General features: G+C 41.4%; 17 protein-coding genes. 3 read left to right on the top strand and 14 right to left on the bottom strand.

From position 1 onward, the window contains the following. Window positions 1-101: 101 nt before the first annotated feature. Window positions 102-1,211, bottom strand: coding sequence for a porin (locus B0I27_RS04105; RefSeq protein WP_106291715.1), 1,110 nt, complete (start codon window positions 1,209-1,211; stop codon window positions 102-104). A gap of 107 nt (window positions 1,212-1,318) precedes the next feature. Beyond that, on the bottom strand, window positions 1,319-2,716 hold the full coding sequence (locus B0I27_RS04100; protein ID WP_106291713.1) for an ammonium transporter: 1,398 nt from the start codon (window positions 2,714-2,716) through the stop codon (window positions 1,319-1,321). A 310-nt stretch (window positions 2,717-3,026) separates the two neighbouring features. Between B0I27_RS04100 and B0I27_RS04095 the strand changes: the two genes are divergently transcribed. Then, complete coding sequence (locus B0I27_RS04095) at window positions 3,027-3,491, top strand: SRPBCC family protein (protein ID WP_106291711.1); 465 nt, start codon at window positions 3,027-3,029, stop codon at window positions 3,489-3,491. Here the strand turns inward: B0I27_RS04095 and mnmL are convergent. Beyond that, window positions 3,488-4,453 carry a tRNA modification radical SAM protein MnmL/YtqA gene (gene mnmL / locus B0I27_RS04090; protein ID WP_106291709.1) on the bottom strand — a complete coding sequence of 322 codons (966 nt, stop codon included), beginning with the start codon at window positions 4,451-4,453 and terminating at the stop codon, window positions 3,488-3,490. The genes B0I27_RS04095 and mnmL overlap by 4 nt on opposite strands. A 39-nt stretch (window positions 4,454-4,492) precedes the next feature. On the opposite strand from mnmL, the gene corA reads away from it, so the two are divergent. Both corA and B0I27_RS04080 read left to right on the top strand, forming a co-directional pair. After that, on the top strand, window positions 4,493-5,446 hold the full coding sequence (corA, locus tag B0I27_RS04085) for a magnesium/cobalt transporter CorA (protein ID WP_106291707.1): 954 nt from the start codon (window positions 4,493-4,495) through the stop codon (window positions 5,444-5,446). A gap of 68 nt (window positions 5,447-5,514) precedes the next feature. Then, window positions 5,515-5,913 carry a response regulator gene (locus B0I27_RS04080; protein WP_181276671.1) on the top strand — a complete coding sequence of 133 codons (399 nt, stop codon included), beginning with the start codon at window positions 5,515-5,517 and terminating at the stop codon, window positions 5,911-5,913. On the opposite strand, the gene B0I27_RS04075 is transcribed toward B0I27_RS04080, so the two are convergent. From B0I27_RS04075 to trxA, 11 genes are all read right to left on the bottom strand, one after another. Continuing rightward, entirely contained in the window at window positions 5,882-6,784 is a 903-nt protein-coding gene (locus tag B0I27_RS04075) for a phosphatase PAP2 family protein (protein ID WP_425428110.1), read from the bottom strand. The two genes, B0I27_RS04080 and B0I27_RS04075, sit on opposite strands and share 32 nt — an antisense overlap. A gap of 8 nt (window positions 6,785-6,792) precedes the next feature. Further along, window positions 6,793-8,103 carry a DUF4833 domain-containing protein gene (locus B0I27_RS04070; protein WP_106291701.1) on the bottom strand — a complete coding sequence of 437 codons (1,311 nt, stop codon included), beginning with the start codon at window positions 8,101-8,103 and terminating at the stop codon, window positions 6,793-6,795. A gap of 31 nt (window positions 8,104-8,134) precedes the next feature. Further along, the gene (locus B0I27_RS04065; RefSeq protein WP_245925428.1) at window positions 8,135-10,660 is read right to left on the bottom strand and encodes a DUF5686 and carboxypeptidase-like regulatory domain-containing protein; all 2,526 of its coding nucleotides are present in this window, start codon (window positions 10,658-10,660) and stop codon (window positions 8,135-8,137) included. A gap of 38 nt (window positions 10,661-10,698) precedes the next feature. Next, window positions 10,699-11,070 (bottom strand): GtrA family protein, encoded by a 372-nt coding sequence (locus tag B0I27_RS04060; RefSeq protein WP_106291696.1) that lies wholly within the window; start codon window positions 11,068-11,070, stop codon window positions 10,699-10,701. A 6-nt stretch (window positions 11,071-11,076) separates the two neighbouring features. After that, window positions 11,077-11,523, bottom strand: coding sequence for a phosphatidylglycerophosphatase A family protein (locus tag B0I27_RS04055; protein ID WP_106291694.1), 447 nt, complete (start codon window positions 11,521-11,523; stop codon window positions 11,077-11,079). Between the two features lies 1 nt (window position 11,524). Continuing rightward, on the bottom strand, window positions 11,525-12,853 hold the full coding sequence (locus B0I27_RS04050) for an inositol-3-phosphate synthase (RefSeq protein WP_106291692.1): 1,329 nt from the start codon (window positions 12,851-12,853) through the stop codon (window positions 11,525-11,527). Between the two features lie 36 nt (window positions 12,854-12,889). Beyond that, complete coding sequence (locus tag B0I27_RS04045; protein WP_106291690.1) at window positions 12,890-13,888, bottom strand: NAD-dependent epimerase/dehydratase family protein; 999 nt, start codon at window positions 13,886-13,888, stop codon at window positions 12,890-12,892. Further along, entirely contained in the window at window positions 13,885-15,006 is a 1,122-nt protein-coding gene (locus tag B0I27_RS04040) for a GNAT family N-acetyltransferase (RefSeq protein ID WP_106291688.1), read from the bottom strand. Before B0I27_RS04040 ends, B0I27_RS04045 begins: the two co-directional genes overlap by 4 nt. An 8-nt stretch (window positions 15,007-15,014) precedes the next feature. Next, window positions 15,015-16,217, bottom strand: a complete 1,203-nt coding sequence (gene spt, locus B0I27_RS04035; protein WP_106291686.1) for a serine palmitoyltransferase — start codon at window positions 16,215-16,217, stop codon at window positions 15,015-15,017. A 277-nt stretch (window positions 16,218-16,494) separates the two neighbouring features. Then, window positions 16,495-17,451, bottom strand: coding sequence for a DUF58 domain-containing protein (locus B0I27_RS04030; RefSeq protein WP_245925427.1), 957 nt, complete (start codon window positions 17,449-17,451; stop codon window positions 16,495-16,497). A 40-nt stretch (window positions 17,452-17,491) separates the two neighbouring features. After that, window positions 17,492-17,812 (bottom strand): thioredoxin, encoded by a 321-nt coding sequence (trxA, locus tag B0I27_RS04025; protein WP_106291684.1) that lies wholly within the window; start codon window positions 17,810-17,812, stop codon window positions 17,492-17,494. Window positions 17,813-17,877 lie beyond the last annotated feature (65 nt).

Genomic DNA, 17,877 nt, shown 5'->3' with positions numbered 1-17,877 from the left:
CTCTCTAACAACACTAAACCAACATTAATCTTTATTGTTTGGTAGCAATTTTTCTTATAATAGTAAATTAAATAAATAAAAAACCGGGTCACCGGGATGCGTTAGAAAGCAAACACGGCTGCCAGTGAGAATTGAGAAGCATTTTTTGTGAAGTCACCACTCTTTTTGAAGAAAGTATCTGCTTCCGAAGTTTTATCGAATCGTACTTCAGGAATAAAAGTCAGTCCACCAGCTTTCAAGTTGGCTGATAGTGTCAATGCAGTTATCGAGCCTCCCTCTACCCCATCCACATCTTTCGATTTAAAATACTCCCCTCGCAGACCTACGAGGAAATTTTCTGAAACTGCGTATTGCGGATATAGAGCAATGCCGCTGTAACCAAATCCGCCTGCGTTGTTGTTGGGCATCGAGTAATCAGCTGCGTTCAGACCAAGCTTGAAAGCTTCGCTGATCTGATACGATGTAGTAAGATCTACAATGGTACCCGATCCGAGTTGCTCCGCTCCAGGGTAGGTGGTAACGTCGCCAGATCCCTCATCCGTCTCAGTCACGTTCGCAGACCGGCCGGTCAATACATTCAGATATGCAGTCCATCCCTCAACCGGAGACAAGGATAATTGCGCACCGAAATGTGACACTCCATTAAAGTCGCGATATGTGTTCCAGTCGTTGAATACCCCGATCATCAGGCCTACTTTATCACTAACGGCGTAGTTTGCCCGGATGCCCGCGTTTTGGAACGGACCTGCGCCGAACAGGTAAGATGTGGAATAATGGAAATTGGCAGAGGGAGATATCACTTCATACCCGACAAAGGTACCCATGAAGCCTCCTGTTAACGAAAACTTGTCGGTGAATGCGTAAGACATATACAGATTCTGAATATGAAAGCTATTACCATCTGAACCGTCGCCATTTAATATTGACTGGTATTGACCGCGCGGACCGAAAGACAACTCACCTACGAAACTTGCCTTACCTGTCGTTTTCTTCAGCATAACATCAATCATTCCCAGAGATACAGAATTATTATCGCTGTTGAAATATGTCGGAATGTTTCCCGCACCCCCTTTCATACCAGCGAAATCGTATTTATAATACGCATCCACCGAACCGGAAATTTCCAGAGGAGATACACTGGAGCTGTCTTGAGCAAGGGCAGTACCTGCCACCGCTGCTAGAATCATAGCAGCTAATAGATTTTTTAGCATGTTAATAGTTAATTAAATGGTTTAAGCTTAAAGAGGTATTCCGCAGGACTAAGAGGCCTCGTTAGCCCTGCGAATAGATAAGATTTAGAATATTTTATTAAATATGGTTACACAACCTCTTCTGGTAAATCCTCGTCTGTAAGAACACCGTTCTTATTTACAAGCAAAGTACCCTGCATATATTTTTCGTTATGTTGTGTTGAATCAAGCCCAAGCTCCTCTTCTTCACTCGTTACACGCATAGGTTGTATAAGATTGATCAATTTAAAAATGAGATAAGAAACCGTAAAGCTATACACTACAGCTATTGTCATTGCCTTAAGCTGGGTGAAGAAAAATTCAGGGTTACCATAGAACCATCCATCAGCCCCGCCCCCATTTACCGCAGTGGTTGCAAATAAGCCTGTCAAAAGCATTCCTACCATTCCACCGACACCATGGCAAGCGAAAACGTCCAGCGTGTCATCAATCCGCGAGTTGTTAATTTTATGAGCGACAACGTTTGAGACAATTGAAGCGGCAAATCCGATGAAGATACTCTGGGGAATAGCTACAAATCCTGCTCCGGGAGTTATCGCCACGAGTCCTACAACAGCACCAATACAGAACCCAAGGACTGATGGTTTCTTTCCTCTTAAAACATCGAAAAACATCCAAGCCAAGCCCGCAGAACCTGCTGCAACATTCGTGGTAGCAAATGCAGATACAGCCAGTGCATTCGCTCCCAGAGCAGATCCTGCATTGAATCCAAACCAGCCAAACCAAAGCAGACCTGTACCAATTAACACATAAGGAATGTTAGCAGGCGGCACTTCTTTCTTCTCGATATGTGCCTTACGTCTCTTCAAGACCAACGCTCCAGCCAAAGCGGCACAGCCGGCAGAGATATGAACAACCGTACCTCCCGCGAAATCCAGGGCTCCCAGTTGGAAAAGAAACCCTTCAGGGTGCCAGCTCCAATGGGCAAGCGGAGCGTAGACAAACAGCATAAACAAAGCGATAAAGCTGATATAAGAAATAAACCGGATCCTTCCAGCAACTGCGCCTACAACTAAACCTGGGGTTATTATGGCAAACATTAGCTGAAAGACAGAGAATAATGTCAATGGAATTGTCGGACCGCCCGCCCAGGGAGCTCCCGAATTTACCCCTTTAAAAAAGAGAAAAGTTGAAGGATTTCCGATTATACCGTTAATCGAATCTCCAAAACATAGACTGAATCCTACAATAACCCATAATACAGATACAATCCCTGCCGACACTACACTCTTGATCATTGTTGATAGTACGTTCTTGCGATGAACCATTCCCCCATAAAACAGCGCCAGGCCGGGGGTCATAAGAAATACCAGTGCAGTGGCTGTTAATACCCATGCGATATCAGCTCCGTTGTAGATTTTTCCGCCATCATCGAAGTTAGCTAGTGATGGGATAAAGACAGAACCTATTGCTGCTAATAGCAACAACATGAAAGGAATAGTTTGTTTAACGACACTTTTGCTCATTTTGTTGGTTTTGAGGTTAAAAATTCGGTTTTTTTTAATAAATCAAAATAGATTGTATGTTTATGTGTTGATTTTAAAATAAAAATAGGAAAAATAAATACATATCGTAATATTTTTAAGATTTTTCTCACATAAAACCTAAAATTAACCCAAAAACCAACCTTAAATAACAGCAAATAGGTTTTATAATACCATAAAATCGATAAGTAAGTGGAAAATGACAGAAAAGACAACCGTAATTATATTTTTTCAGCCATAAACTCATAAAAATAACTCATAAACTATTTTCAACGCTAGCTGTTAGTAAGGAATGAGAGTCTATACACTTACCTTTAGACAAAACCTTCCAATATCGATGGAGAAAGCATGGGGCTTTTTCTCCTCTCCCCGAAATCTGGCAACTATAACACCAGCTATGGGATTTCATATAACAAGTGAGTTGAGCGATAAGGATAAAATGTATCCCGGAATATTGATAGGTTATAAAATCACGCCCCTGATGGGCATTCGAATGAATTGGTTAACAGAGATTACCTATATAGATCCCCACAAATACTTTGTAGATGAACAACGCGCTGGCCCTTTTGCTTTTTGGCACCATCAGCACCACTTCCGAACCATAGGCGCGGGAGTTGAGATGACTGACATCCTCAACTATGCTGTTCCTTTCGGTCCTATCGGCAGAATCGCAAACGCTTTAATCGTTAAAAAACGTATACTGGAAATATTCAGGTTCAGACAAATGAAAATAAACCAGATCTTTGGCGAATGCTAAATGGAGGGAGAATACAAGGCTCCTTGTTCAACCTTTTTGCTTTCCAGATGCTTATCAATGAAAGTCTGAATTCCCGATTTCTTCAATCCCCAGTTCGGGGCTATAAGCAACTCGAGGTCGGATATACCAAATAATCGTTGAATCACGATATCAGGCCGAAGCAAAGGAATAAATTCAGAAAGAAAATCCGCATACTCTTCAAGTGAAAACAGCTTAAACGGCTCTCTTTTATACTGGACGCCCATAATAGACCCTTCCACTACATATAATTGATGCAACTTAACAAACTTGATCTGCGGAAAACGATTAATTTCATCCGCATACCGAAGCATCATTTCTTTTGTTTCCCAGGGGAACCCGAAAACGGTATGAACACAAATGTCAAGAGGAGAATCTTTCACCAGATCAAGCGCTTTCTCCAGTTCCTCGTGCGTACACCCCCGGTTGATTCTACTTAGCGTGGAATTATAAATGGATTCCATCCCCATTTCAAGATCAACATGTAAACCTCGATCAACGTAACTCTCCAATAGAGCAACTTTTTCAGCGTCTATGCAATCCGGTCGGGTCCCTATTGAAAGCCCCACAACTTTGTCAGGGGGACAAGCATCCAGAGCCTCATCATACATCATCTTAAGATAATGGGCAGGCGCGTAGGTATTCGTGTTAGGTTGGAAGTAAACGATGAATTTATCGGCTTTGTACCCGGTTATGGCTCTCTCAATATTATTCTCTATCTGCTGCCTTATCCCCGGTGACTTCCTCGTAGTCTCAGGAGTAAAGGAATCGACATTGCAATAGGAGCAGCCACCGTAGCCTTTACTTCCATCCCTGTTCGGACAAGTAAACCCACCATCAACTATAATCTTAACCACTTTCTCACCTGCATATTTTCTTTTAAGATATGCTCCGTATGAGTTGTAATTCTTATATCCGTAATCTACCGACTTCAGCTTGTCCATCGACACAAAGATAATGAATATGATATTGTAACTTTGACCATGCTGCGTATCTACTACAAAAAAGACAAAAGACTGGTAAAAGAGACAGATTTGGAGGATCTAAGAGACATCTCAATGAATAGCATGGTCTGGGTCGACCTCCAAAACCCCACGATTGAAGAAAAAGTAACAGTTGAAACCTATTTCGACATAAAATATTCATCAGAAGAAGAATCCCAGGAAATTGAAAGCTCATCCAGATTTAGTGAGGTACAGGATGAACTGGTCATCAACAGTAACTTTCTCTCCATAAAACCAACAGGATACGAATACTGTCCCGTCTCTATAATTGTGGAAAAAGGCATTCTATTTACCTACCGATATGACGACCTTAAAGCCTTCGGTGATTCTGTAAAGAAAATCAAAAGCAGCCCAGTGCCATTCACAAATGGGTATCAGGTCCTTTTAACTCTTCTTGAATCTTCTATAGATCATGATGCTGATCTTATCGAAGGACTTGCCCGCCAAATCGCCAATCTTAATCAACAGATGATATTGAGACAAAAGAAGTCAGATGAAGAAGTCTTGATTCAAATTTCTTCTTTTCAAAATGAGTCGATGTCATTAAGGGAGAATATCATCGACAAACAGCGTCTCACGTCTGCTCTGTTAAAAAGCAGCACATTTCCGGAGGAATACATGGCAGTACTCCGCATCATGATTAAGGATATCAGCTCCATTTTGGAGCATAACAAATTTGCTTTCGAAAGACTTGAATATCTGCAAGACACATTTATGGGTTTTGTAAATATTGAACAAAACCGAATTATCAAAATATTCACCGTTGCTACCGTAGCTTTCATGCCTCCGACACTAATTGCCAGCATTTATGGAATGAACTTCCAGTTTATGCCCGAACTTGAATGGCGCTGGGGCTACGCGATTGCTATTCTACTCATGGTTGCCTCGTCCTTGTTCACTTTGATCTATTTTAAAAAGAAAAACTGGTTATAATTTCGTCGGATTACATAACAATTTCTTTGAACCAACGTTGCTATCATCAATAACCTTAACACCTTATCGTGAAAGAAATAATTTTAATTGACGACGAACCGTTAATAAACAGAATTCATACTGTGCTCATCCGCTCGGCAAAGCCAGATCAGCTGCTTACGGCTTTCACAGATCCGACTCTGGGTTTTGAATATGTGAGAGATTATATCGGGAACAGACTCGTTCTTTTGGATATCAATATGCCGACTATGAATGCCTGGGATTTTCTAAACGCATTGGCCGAAAACGGTGTCACCGTTGACGTAATCATTCTTTCCTCATCTATCAACCCAGAAGATAAAATAAAAGCTATTTCTTATAAAAACGTAAAGGCGTTTCTAAACAAACCGCTTTCTAAAGAAAATATCAAAAAACTTATTGATGCGGACCAAACCCCTATTGAGTGGCCTTCAATAGAGCTTGAATGAATCGCTGAACGGTCTTAAATTTTAATAAAAGAGCGAATAGCGCTATGCCGGCTATCGCACACGCGATTCCAGCAAGGACATCAAGAAGATAGTGATGTCCTGAATATACAGCGGCGAACCATATGCCAACCATTATAGATCCAAATAAAATATTTAGGGCACCCAGCTTGTTTTTCAGTCCGTAAAATAGCACTAGAACCGGGTAAGACGAATGCAGTGATGGCATCGCAGCAAACACATTTGAGCTCTTCGCATAAATCGACTTAAATATTTCCACACCAAAATAGCTATCAAAACGCGCTAATCCTGCAGTGTTCCCCAGGGTTACCGGATTGAAATCAAAGCCGAATTGCTGGACGTACCACGGCGGTGCAGCAGGATGAATATAATAAACAATAAAACCAAGGATATTGATAAAGAGGAAAGTCAAGGAAAAATGCAAAAATTGCTCTCTATTATTAAAAAAAAGATAAAGGGCAAAAAGCAGTGGAACTGGCACCCAGGTTAAATAAAATATTCCGGAAAGAATATCCAGTGAAGTCCTTCTCTCTACATAAAAAAATTCATTAGGACTTAGAAGACTTCCGTTATAATTCAAGCCGAAAAGCTTTCTTTCCAAATGATATATACCCGCTATATCTACATCATTAAAGAGATAGTTCGGAAACGCCTTCATATAATCAAACAAAATCCAATAGACAATGAAAATCGAAAATCCAAGGATGATCCGTCTGCTGATAACAGACAAGTAGAACATCAGATTGAAAAGCACTACCAGAAATACTTGTTCAGATTTAAACCCTATAAGAAAGTAAGAAAGGACAAGGTACGATACTGACAAGCCCGAAACCGTCAGATTATGTTTTCTCAAATCAGTCATTATACCTTAATGCGCTCTGTCAACTGTTCGCCCGTATCAGGGTCAGTCGCCTTAAACTCAACATAAACAACATTCGGCACCCAAAAAGAACCTCCATCTATATGCACATAAACACTGTTCAAAATTGCTTGCCGGTTCGCAACCTTTGAAAATACGTGGTATTTCTTATCCTTCCCTTTCATAAGATACATAGGATACTTACCGTAGGAGACGAATTTTAATTCATGCTTATCAACGTCGATCTGCTTAGTTGTGATTCCATACGCGAACTTTCGCTGAATGAAGTTGAGCTCTGAGCGCTTACCTCCTTCTGTATAACGAATCCAAAAAACGTTGACAGGATTTTTTTGATTCGGCTTGCCATCGGTATCTAAATTAAGCTGACATATGATCGTATTCGCGTTTGGATCTCGTTGCAGATAGAACAGTTGATTGCTAACTTTCGGTACCGGAAACTTTTGCATTTCAACGTTCACCTTTTGAGCCGACTCAACCATCGGTAATCTGTCTGCTGATAATACTGTGGACGGAACTGCAATTGATGCAAATAGAACCATTAAAATCCCCGTCGCTGATTTATCCTTTCCCCCAGATTTCGCACGAGCATCCATCAGATCAAGGGCTTTCTTGGAGTCGACTAATCTTCTGAAAGCAGTGAGATTAGTCATAACAGCCATTACGGTGATGGGAATAGTAAAGATCGAAATGGTTTCAAAAACCTGCAAAGGCACACCCGGAACATAAAGCTTATAGTCGCCCCCAATAAATACGGAACTGACGCCACAAACGATCGCACTCACTCCTATCAACACAACACGTTCGGGTCGCTGCATCACCCCACCCTTGCACTCCACGCCTAAACCTTCTGCCCTCGCACGGGTATAGCTAACCATCATGGAGCCAATCATTGCAATAAACGCGAAAAGAGAGCTCAAAAAGTAATGGTGAGATATCAGATAATAACAAATACCCAGAAAAAGAATCAGCTCGCTGTAACGGTCCAGAACCGAGTCATACATCGCTCCAAACGTCGACTTCATGTTTCCTATCCGCGCAACTTGTCCGTCCAGCATATCAAAAACACCGGCAAACAAAACTAGCGCACCGGCCCAGCCTACAAACTGTAAATCTCCGCGGTTGCCCTTCTCTGCTCCCAGAATAAAAATCACAGCTACGCCAATGTTAAGGATTAAACCGATCGTGGTTACAGCATTGGGAGTCAATCCCATCTTGATCAGAAACCTGACAAAAGGATTAATCACTTTATAAATCCCCATTTGGAGGCTCGTCCTCACAGACTCAAAAGACATACTTCATATATTTAGTACCGCAAATGTAAGCTTAGAAATCCAATTTAAAGCGTGTTCGTATACCCCATTCTGAAACATCCGGATGATCCAGATAATTGAAACGCTTCACAAGATCAATCCTAAGAACCTTAAAAATATTTGACAAACCGATGCTTCCTTCAATGTAAGGCTGCTTTTCAAGTGTATAAGTAGTTCTTACTGCATTCTCTGTAGTTGGAAAAGCCATTAATGTCTGATTAATGTAGGGATCATTCTCCTCTCTTAAACCACCATAAAGACCTTTAAAACTTACTACCTCTCGTAACTTGAGCTTTCTTATAAGCGGAATTTTATTTAAGAAAAAGCCGTTGAAGTTATGATCAATATTCACACTCGCATAATGGTCACTTACAAACTCCAGAAAGTTCATCAAATTGTAAGAGTTTAACTGATAAGCGTAAGTCTGATTCGCTCTGTGGATAGCCAATAATGGAAAAGGAACCTGCCCAAAGATATAACCACCTTCCAACGTCACATCTGAATAACCTAGTTGTGACAGATAGAATCGCTTAGATACATTTCCAAGCAGATTATGGTAGTTGTATTGGCCTTTAAAGAGTCCTTTAATCCCGGCTGTATAACGTGCTGTAAAAACAGGCTCGGGACCCGGAACCGGCACCCTGTACAGCTTTCCCTGATAAAATTTCTCGTTCGGAGCCCAACGAAGTTCCAACATCAGCTCACTGGTGTTAAGATCTTCCAACGGACGCAGCGTCCCGTTTTCAAAAGTGTCGAAACGCAGCGCACCGGCAGGCTTCTGATTCCATTTCCGAAAGCCGACAGTATAAGATAAGTGATTTTCAAACTCCTTTACATAGTCGAGCTTGAAAATATCATTATATAACCACTTGTCATTTTCCCCACGCTTGAAAGACAACAAAAAATTATCTTCCTGAACGAACTGTAATTCCTGACCGGGAATCTTTGTATCGCGCTGAAAACTCGCTCTTACGTAATTCTGAGGGAACTGATATATCGATTTATTATTAAGAGAATACGTGGCACTCAGAAAATACTTCCACTTTTCGTCCTTGAAACCATATGCCCCATAGCCCTCGAAATAATAGCGCTTGCTCAGCTCCGTCGTAGTCCTCCCGCCAAGCCTTAGCCTAAATCCCTCGACCGGATTAAAACTGTAAAAGGTATTGGCCGGCCCAATTTCAACTGGCCCCAAAGACTTGTAACCTGCAAGCAGTAACGTGGCTATTTCTGCAGTCCTTTTAAAAGACTTCATGTTCTGCAAACTGTCAATATTGCGATATATTCCTTGTTCACTTTCAGCCAGCTGCTCATGGCGCTTGTCTTGCCAGAACTGTTCAGAATTGCTCGGACTCTCCTGCACTACCTCTTCCATTGACCCTTCAAACACGCTATCAGGAATGGGGGTATTTAGCACATAATCCTTAAAAGAGACGGTCCGCTCGCCGAATACACCCGTACCCTTATTCTTTGAAATACCGAAATTTATCTTTAAATTAGTCTTGCTCAAGTAGTAACGACCCTGTGGGTCGACGTCAAAGTCAAGATTAGACTCAAAATCACGGATAAAATTCAGATTGATGTTTCTATGCACGCTTATTAACGCATTCTTAACAGCATACTTCCCATCCTGCGTAATATATAACTTACCCTGAAAAAGCATATCTCCCTTATTTCGCGGAGCAAAACTTAATTCAATCAGCTTCTGATTATCTCTGTCTACAGTATCTGTTATAAAGTAGAGATAAAAAGACGGCGCGCTCGGAGCAATCGGACTCAAGAACTGGTTACTTACAACAAAGATGTTATTGTCGTATATGTCTATGTCCTGATACATGCGGTTCATGTAAGCGCTTACACCCTGAGCATCTATATATTTCGGATCAAAATCAACCTTTTTAGTTGCTAGTACTTTCGTCTTCGATCTGGAGGGATTCTTCTTATAGTAGTTTTTTGACAGCTTCTCTTCCATATACAAAGGCAGGATGCTTTCTCCCCCGATAGCTGTAGAATCCTGCTGCTGAAATAGAAACTGGTAATTCTTAAAAAACTTGCGCTCTTTAAATTTGTCAGAGAGATCACTAAGAGCAAATGTCAGCTTTTCATACTTTTCATACTCCGCAAAATCATAGCCTTCTACACGGTTCTTATCCTTATTTGCAATGACCTTTTCTATCAGTTCAACAGCCGGATTGTCCCTGTTCCTATATTTTTGTCGTCTGCCAGATTTAACAACTACCTCAGATAATACATTGGCATCTGCCTTTAACAGCACCTTCACGGTCTGAGGAACACCCGGAGTGATGGCTTTAGTCTGGGATATATAGCCTACATAAGTAACTGCTATCCGCTGAAAGTTTCCATTTAACTTTATAGAGAAGTTACCATCAACATCTGTTGTGGTTCCCATTTTCGTACCCGGAACGGTTATGCTGACAAAAGGTAACGTCTCTTTTGTTTTGGCGTCTATTACGGTGCCTTTTACTTCTGTCAACTGAGCAAAGGATACCTGTCCCAGAAGAACAAGCACTAAAATCAAAAAGCTAATTTGGAATGACCTGATGTTTAAATTCACGATTATTTGAAGACAAAATATTTTTGTAAAAAATAGTTCCAGCCTATGCCTACTACTACTGATACAATAACTTTGCTATATATGTACGATAGGCTCATATAATGAGTCAAAGCATATACCCCGGAGGTATTCAGTGCTATGTTACCTATCCAAACTATTATATATTTAAAAGCTTGTAAATGTACCTTTTCACCACGGGCCTGAAACACCCATATCCTACCCAGCGTGAAATTCGCTATTCCTCCAAACACATTTCCAGCAATATTTGCCGTTACGTACCAGAGGTTAAAAATTTCAACACTGACTATTGTGGTTAAAAAGTCAATTGCTGTGCCAGTAAATGAGGCAACCTGCGCTTTTATTAATTTGAGCATTGGATTTTACAGAAGACTTACAAATATAGCAAGTTGGAGGCTGATATTAGCGTAAATACCTGCCAGAACGTCATCCATCATCACACCAACTCCTCCTGGCAGTTTTTCCAACTTTCTAATATAAAAAGGTTTTGAGATGTCAAAAAGGCGAAAAAGAATAAAGCCGGCAACTAATGTCGTAACGGTTACTGGTACAAACATCATGGTGATGTACATACCTGCTATTTCATCAATAACAACCTTGTAGCTATCTTTTCCCCAATGTCGTTCAACTTTTCCGGCAGAGTATACTCCAATACCAAAAATAGCAAGCGCTACCAATATGGATATCCAGGGAGAATTAATTCCACAAGCCTGTGTATAATATAAGCATACACAACAGAATGCAGACGCTATAGTGCCGCCACCCTTTATGTACCCTATACCCAGACTTGTGGAAATTAATTTGTGCATTTTATTGAATAGAATCCACCAGCTCCTGATAATAATCAAGACCAAGATGTGTAATGAGATCCTCTCCCATCATGTGGCGAAGTGTATTCTGTAACTTGATTAACTGCTTAAAAATATCATGCTCTGCACGCAGGCCTTCAGCAGTCTGAGGTGACTTCAAGTAGAATGACAACCATTCCTGAATTCCTGTCATACCTGCACGTTTGGAAAGGTCCATGAACAACGCAAGGTCAAGCACGATCGGAGCCGCCAGGATTGAATCTCTGCACAGGAAATTAATCTTGATCTGCATAGGATATCCTAACCATCCGAAAATGTCAATATTGTCCCAGCTTTCTTTATTGTCTCCGTGCGGAGGATAATAATTAATACGAACCTTGTGGTACATATCAGCGTACAGCTCGGGGTTACTTTCCGGTCTGAAGATCTCATCCAACACGCTCAGTTTCGAAACCTCTTTAGTTTTAAAATTATCCGGATCATCCAGTACAAGACCATCTCTGTTACCTAAAATATTGGTCGAGAACCAGCCACGTACACCAAGCGCTCTTGCGCTTAATCCTGGAGCTACAATGGTCTTCATCAAGGTTTGTCCGGTTTTGAAATCCTTTCCGGCAATAGGAGTTTCAGTCAACGCTGCAAGCTCCAGCAAAGCGGGGGTATCAACAGTCAGATTTGGAGCTCCGTTAGCATAAGGAACGCCTTCTTTCAAAGCTGCATATGCGTAGATCATGCTCGGAGAGATATCGGGATGGTTCTCAGTAAGACCCGCCTCAAAAGCTTCAAGACTCTGATGTACGTCCGTAACTTCCTGGAAGATCTCCGTAGATCCGCACCAAACCATTACCAGGCGCTCGCAGTTGTTTTCAGCCTTGAAATTACGGATATCCTCAATAACCTGTTGAGCAAGATCTGCCTTCGTAGTGAAAGATTTTATGTGAGTTCCGTCAAGATTTTTAACAAAACGCTTGTCAAAAGCTGCTTTCATAGGAATCAGGGCTTCAAGCTCTGGCTTGATCGCATTTAACAATTCGGCGTCAAGAACCTTAGCCTTAGACGCTGCTACATATACGTTATCCTCGTATACATCCCAGCCCCCAAAAGCGATATCATTTAGATCCGCCAATGGAACGAAATCCTTGATTTTGGGATTTTTGTTCTCCGTTCTTTTTCCTATGCGAATATTGCCCATCTGCGTGAGCGATCCGATAGGTTGTGCGATGCCTTTTTTTACCGCCTCAACACCAGCAATAAAAGTAGTCGCTACTGCTCCTAAGCCTGGAATCAGAATTCCAAGCTTTCCATTTGCAGGTTTTACTTGTTCTTTCATTTTTTGTGATTTATTTATTGTAAAAGTAGATTCATGTTAAGCCAACCACCTGTTTTCCTTGTACCAGTGTATTGTTTCCTCTAATCCTCGTCTGAGCGGATAATCGGCTATGAATCCAAAATCTTGTTCCAATTCCCTTATTGAGCAAGCCCAATTTTCAGCATTGAGCTCGTTGATTTTCTCTTTGTTCAGAGCCGGACTGTCAGTCCGGAAAGAGTAGATCAACTCCATTACTGATGCGATCGCCCCAACCAGCGGTATTGGGATATGAAATTTATAAGTCTTTTTCCCCGTGATATCTTTCATGACTTCGGCAAGTTCGTACTTGGAATACACCTGCCCATCGGAAACGTTGTATGAACGGCCTGTCGAAACTTCCTGATGAAGCACAGATAAAAGCACCTTCACCAGATCCTTAACGTATATAAAACTGAGCTTCTGTGCCGTTCTGCCAATATAGGGTTCAAGTCCGGAGTTGATAGTCTTCAGAATAATAAAAATATCTTTCTCGCGTGGGCCATATACAGCGGTCGGTCGGACAATCACCAATGGAAGACCCGGAATTTCTTTAAGATATCGCTCCCCCAGGAGTTTACTCTTGCCATAGGCCGTCACTGGCACCGCCGAATGGTCTGCTTTAATGTATTGAGGATCGTCATATGCGATAGGTCCCAGTGCCGCAAGGCTACTTACAAAAACAAATTTCTCAAGAGGTATTCCCGCATTCACAGCAGCTACAGCCAAATTTCTGGATAACTCGGCATTTACATAATTGTAATCGCTTTCCGCTTTGGCTTTGGTTGATCCTGCGCAATGGATAATATAGTCATATTGTTGTTCTGCAAGCTCGGCCTCGAGCTGTTTTACATCCGACATGCTCAGCGTAACCCATGTTACCGGCAAAGATGTCAAATGCTTGATATTACTCGAAGACCTGATGGCTGCAAAAACGTCAAAACCTTCTCTTACTGCAGCTTCAACAAGGTGAGAACCAACAAAGCCCGACGCTCCCGTAATTAGGACCTTCTTTTTCATATCGTTTTTTCAAAGAGCCGGAATTTTTTTGAGACAGTGCCGTTAATTGCTTCTATCGCATTATTCATCAAATAATTATCCTCAAGCATCCAGGAGCATTCTGCTCCCTTTATATTGTTGGCAACTGAATTTCTTATGATAAGTCCATATAGGCAAGCTTCAATGCCCAGCTTTCTGTAATCGCTGATCACACCGAGCGTTAGCACCCGAAGCCAGTCAATCTTCTTTAAGCCAAATAGAATTTTAAATATTCCAAAAGGCAACAAACGCCCTCTCTTAACTTTCCTAAGCACTTGGTTTAAGTCTGGCAAGCCCAGTACAAAACCAACAAATCTGTCTCCCTGCTCGGCAACAAGACAGAACTCCGGGTTAAGAACGAGCTTTAAATCCTTTGCCATATGATCAAACTCTTGCTCTGTCATAGGGACAAAACCAAGGTTCTGATCCCAGGCTGCGTTATACACCTCGCGAAGCTTAGCAGCCTCTTTTTTGAAATCTTTGATGTTAATCTTCCTGATGGTAATATTACTCCGCTGTAGTCTTGCCTGTAAGGTATCAAGAAGCCTGACAGATCGGTCGTTGTGCGTAGCGTAGGGGACGTCATAAGCTAAAAGATCGACCTTTTTGCGATATCCTGCCCGATCAATCAGATCCAGATAGTAAGGAAAATTATAGGGCATCATCACTACCGGCGGTGAATCAAACCCTGAAATCAGAAGTCCGCAGGTCTCGTTTGTCGAAAAATTGACCGGACCAATTGCGGTGGTCGCGCCTTGATCCTTCAACCATTTCTCGGCTGCGGCAAACAGGGAGTTAGCCACACCCTGCTCATTCACACAATCGAAGAAGCCAAAGAAACCGTCAGTGGCTTGATTATATGCATTATGATTGTTATTTAAAATGGCCGCAATCCTTCCACATACCTTATTATTATCATCATAAGCCAGAAATAGCTGAACTTTTGAATGGTCATGAAAAGGATGCTTGCCTGGCGTGAGCATGTCACGTTGAGCTATGTAAAGTTCAGGGACGTAATTAGAGTCCTCCCTATAAAGGTCATGTGGAAAATCGATAAAGCTTCCTAGGTTCTTCTGACCTTCCAGGGCGAGCACTCTCATTCCGTATCCTAGCTTTTTAAGTCCGCAAAAATCTCTCTCTTCTTGAAAGCGCGAGTTAACTTTTCTACAGCCTCATCGATCTGATCAAACGTATGGGAAGACATAAGCGAAAATCTTAATAGAGACGAATCTGAAGGAACAGCCGGAGATACAACAGGATTAACGAAGACACCATCCTGCAAAAGATCATTCGTTACCTGGAACGTCTTGTCATTATCCCGAACGAAGATTGGAAGAATAGGACTTTCCGTAGGCCCCAAATCAAACCCTGCATCCAATAATAATTTTTTTGCGTAATGCGTATTATCCCACAACTTATCGATAATCTGTGGCTCACTCTCGATGATATCAAGTGCAGCAATTACACTAGCAACAGAAGCCGGAGTCATACTTGCACTGAACAAAAGTGAACGTGCACGATGCTTTATATAGTCAATGGTGTCTTCATCTGCCGCGATAAATCCACCCAGAGAAGCTAAAGACTTACTGAAAGTACCCATGATCAGGTCAACCTCGTTAGTCAGATTGAAGTGCGAGGCCGTACCCGCCCCGTTTACACCGATAACGCCAAGGCTATGTGCATCATCAACGAAAATGTTGGCACCGAACTCATTTGCAAGATCGACAATCTCAGGTAGCTTTACGATATCACCTTCCATACTGAAAATGCCATCTACCGCGATGACCTTTGCCGCTTCTTCGGGCAGCAAGCTCAGCTTGGCACGCAGGTCGTTCATATCGTTATGAGCATACTTTATCGTCCTGGAAAAAGACAACCTGCTTCCATCGATAATAGAGGCATGATCGTACTCGTCCAAAATCAAATAATCATTCCGATTGGTCACACACGACAAGACTCCTAAGTTTACCTGAAAACCTGTACTGAAAATCACCGCAGACTCTTTCCCTACGTAGGATGCCAAACGACGCTCCAATTCAAGATGGATATCAAGTGTTCCATTCAGAAAGCGGGAACCGGCACAACCTGTACCATATTTATCAATCGCATCCTTTGCGGCCTCTTTAATTTTAGGATGATTTGTCAGGCCCAGATATGAGTTGGACCCAAACATAAGAACTTCCCTACCATCTATAGTCACTATTGTATCCTGGCCGGATTCAATAGGCCTGAAGTATGGATACAACCCCTTTCTTTTAATCTCTAATGCTTCTGTAAAAGAAAGAACCCGATCATGTAATTTTTTACGCATTAAGGTGAAGTTAATTTTTTGTAAAAGTAAAATTCATTTATGTGATTACTCTATTTTATTTCGTATTTTTTGTCATTCTTGACTATATACATTAAAAGGTCAAATTTACGTTAAATCGGCTGATTAATTATAGTTTGGAGGAAAATCGTTCGGCTAGCCCCGACAAAGCAGGGCAAATTACCCATTTTATCACCAAATTAACGTATATTATATTGAAAATCAACTACATACCAAATATCATACCGAAGTAAAATATATTACCCCGATAATAAGACAACTAACCTGCAACTTTATTACGTTTGATAAGATAATTTTCGAGTACAGAATTAAATCCGGCATTACAATCTGCTTCTACCAGATCAATCGAATATTGAGCGCACTTCAGTCTCAGTTCTCTCTGGCCCTCCTTGATAGAATCCCTGTACATATCTCTCACCTGCGAAGGATTTAACTTAAGCGATTCTCCCGACTCGATATCTATGAACTCATAAGGCCGTTCATCATATCGAAAATCCAGCTCTGTAGACTGATCAAGTATATGATATAAAATGATCTCATGCTTATTATGCTTCAAATGATGCAGGGCGGAAAACAACTCGGTGTAGTTTCCTGGTTCAGCGTGAGCTTCAAACAGATCACTAAAGATGATGACCAATGATCGTTTATGCAGTTTTTCGGCCAGTTCATGAAGAGTTGAGGCAAGTGACGTACCTTTCTCTGGATTTTCATCCATAATAAGTTTTTGTAACTCAGCAAGTAAAAAGCTCCGATGGGCAGAGGTAGAACCTGCGATTGATGAAAATTCCAGATTGTCAGCGAAGTAACTTAAGCCAAAAGCATCCCGCTGTTTCTTAAAAAGTTCCATGAGTATGGCCGCAGAACAAGCTGAGAACGTCAGTTTATTCATACCGCCTGCTGGCAAATACATCGAGGACGATTTATCAACCACTAGTTGACAGCGAAGGTTAGTCTCCTCTTCGAATCGCTTTACGAAAAGTCTGTCAGTTCTCCCATAGAGTTTCCAGTCGATATTCTTAATAGAATCACCTCTATTATATAATCGGTGCTCCGCAAATTCGACGGAAAAACCATGAAAGGGGCTTTTGTGAAGTCCGGTGATAAACCCCTCCACAACCTGGCGGGCAAGAAGGTGAAGATTAACAAAACCTTCCGAACTGACCTCGTTAAGCTTAAGTGACATCTTTTCTGCTCTTTCCATAAAAAAACCGGCCATGTAAGGCCGGTTATATTTATGCATTATTTAATAATCTCGACTAAGCTAATTGCTTAACCAGCTTCTCTGCCAATACAGACTTAGGAACTGCACCGATTTGCTTATCAACAATTTCACCATTCTTAAAGAACAATAAAGCAGGAATGTTACGTATACCAAACTTGGTAGAAATCGCCGGATTGTTGTCAACGTTTACCTTACCAATCACTGCCTGCCCTTCGTATTCCTTCGCCAGTTCTTCCACTACTGGCCCCACCATACGGCAAGGACCACACCACTCTGCCCAAAAGTCAACCAATACTGGTTTATCAGATTTCAGAACTACTTCATCAAAGTTTGCGTCTGTTATTTCTATAGCCATTATATATTTATTTACAGGTTCTATTATCAAATTTACTTATACAATAATCTTACCACAAATTTAAA

Source organism: Arcticibacter pallidicorallinus (assembly GCF_003002875.1).
Classification (GTDB): domain Bacteria; phylum Bacteroidota; class Bacteroidia; order Sphingobacteriales; family Sphingobacteriaceae; genus Arcticibacter; species Arcticibacter pallidicorallinus.
The sequence above is the reverse complement of the archived record's forward strand: the minus strand, read 5'-3'. Positions and strand labels throughout refer to the sequence as shown.

Coding starts and splice junctions, on each gene's coding strand:
- B0I27_RS04105 (WP_106291715.1), bottom strand. CDS start 1,211: ATGCTAAAAAATCTATTAGCTGCTATGATTCTAGCAGCGGTGGCAGGT.
- B0I27_RS04100 (WP_106291713.1), bottom strand. CDS start 2,716: ATGAGCAAAAGTGTCGTTAAACAAACTATTCCTTTCATGTTGTTGCTA.
- B0I27_RS04095 (WP_106291711.1), top strand. CDS start 3,027: ATGAGAGTCTATACACTTACCTTTAGACAAAACCTTCCAATATCGATG.
- mnmL (WP_106291709.1), bottom strand. CDS start 4,453: ATGGACAAGCTGAAGTCGGTAGATTACGGATATAAGAATTACAACTCA.
- corA (WP_106291707.1), top strand. CDS start 4,493: ATGCTGCGTATCTACTACAAAAAAGACAAAAGACTGGTAAAAGAGACA.
- B0I27_RS04070 (WP_106291701.1), bottom strand. CDS start 8,103: ATGTCTTTTGAGTCTGTGAGGACGAGCCTCCAAATGGGGATTTATAAA.
- B0I27_RS04060 (WP_106291696.1), bottom strand. CDS start 11,070: ATGCTCAAATTAATAAAAGCGCAGGTTGCCTCATTTACTGGCACAGCA.
- B0I27_RS04055 (WP_106291694.1), bottom strand. CDS start 11,523: ATGCACAAATTAATTTCCACAAGTCTGGGTATAGGGTACATAAAGGGT.
- B0I27_RS04050 (WP_106291692.1), bottom strand. CDS start 12,853: ATGAAAGAACAAGTAAAACCTGCAAATGGAAAGCTTGGAATTCTGATT.
- B0I27_RS04045 (WP_106291690.1), bottom strand. CDS start 13,888: ATGAAAAAGAAGGTCCTAATTACGGGAGCGTCGGGCTTTGTTGGTTCT.
- B0I27_RS04040 (WP_106291688.1), bottom strand. CDS start 15,006: ATGAGAGTGCTCGCCCTGGAAGGTCAGAAGAACCTAGGAAGCTTTATC.
- spt (WP_106291686.1), bottom strand. CDS start 16,217: ATGCGTAAAAAATTACATGATCGGGTTCTTTCTTTTACAGAAGCATTA.
- B0I27_RS04030 (WP_245925427.1), bottom strand. CDS start 17,451: ATGGCCGGTTTTTTTATGGAAAGAGCAGAAAAGATGTCACTTAAGCTT.
- trxA (WP_106291684.1), bottom strand. CDS start 17,812: ATGGCTATAGAAATAACAGACGCAAACTTTGATGAAGTAGTTCTGAAA.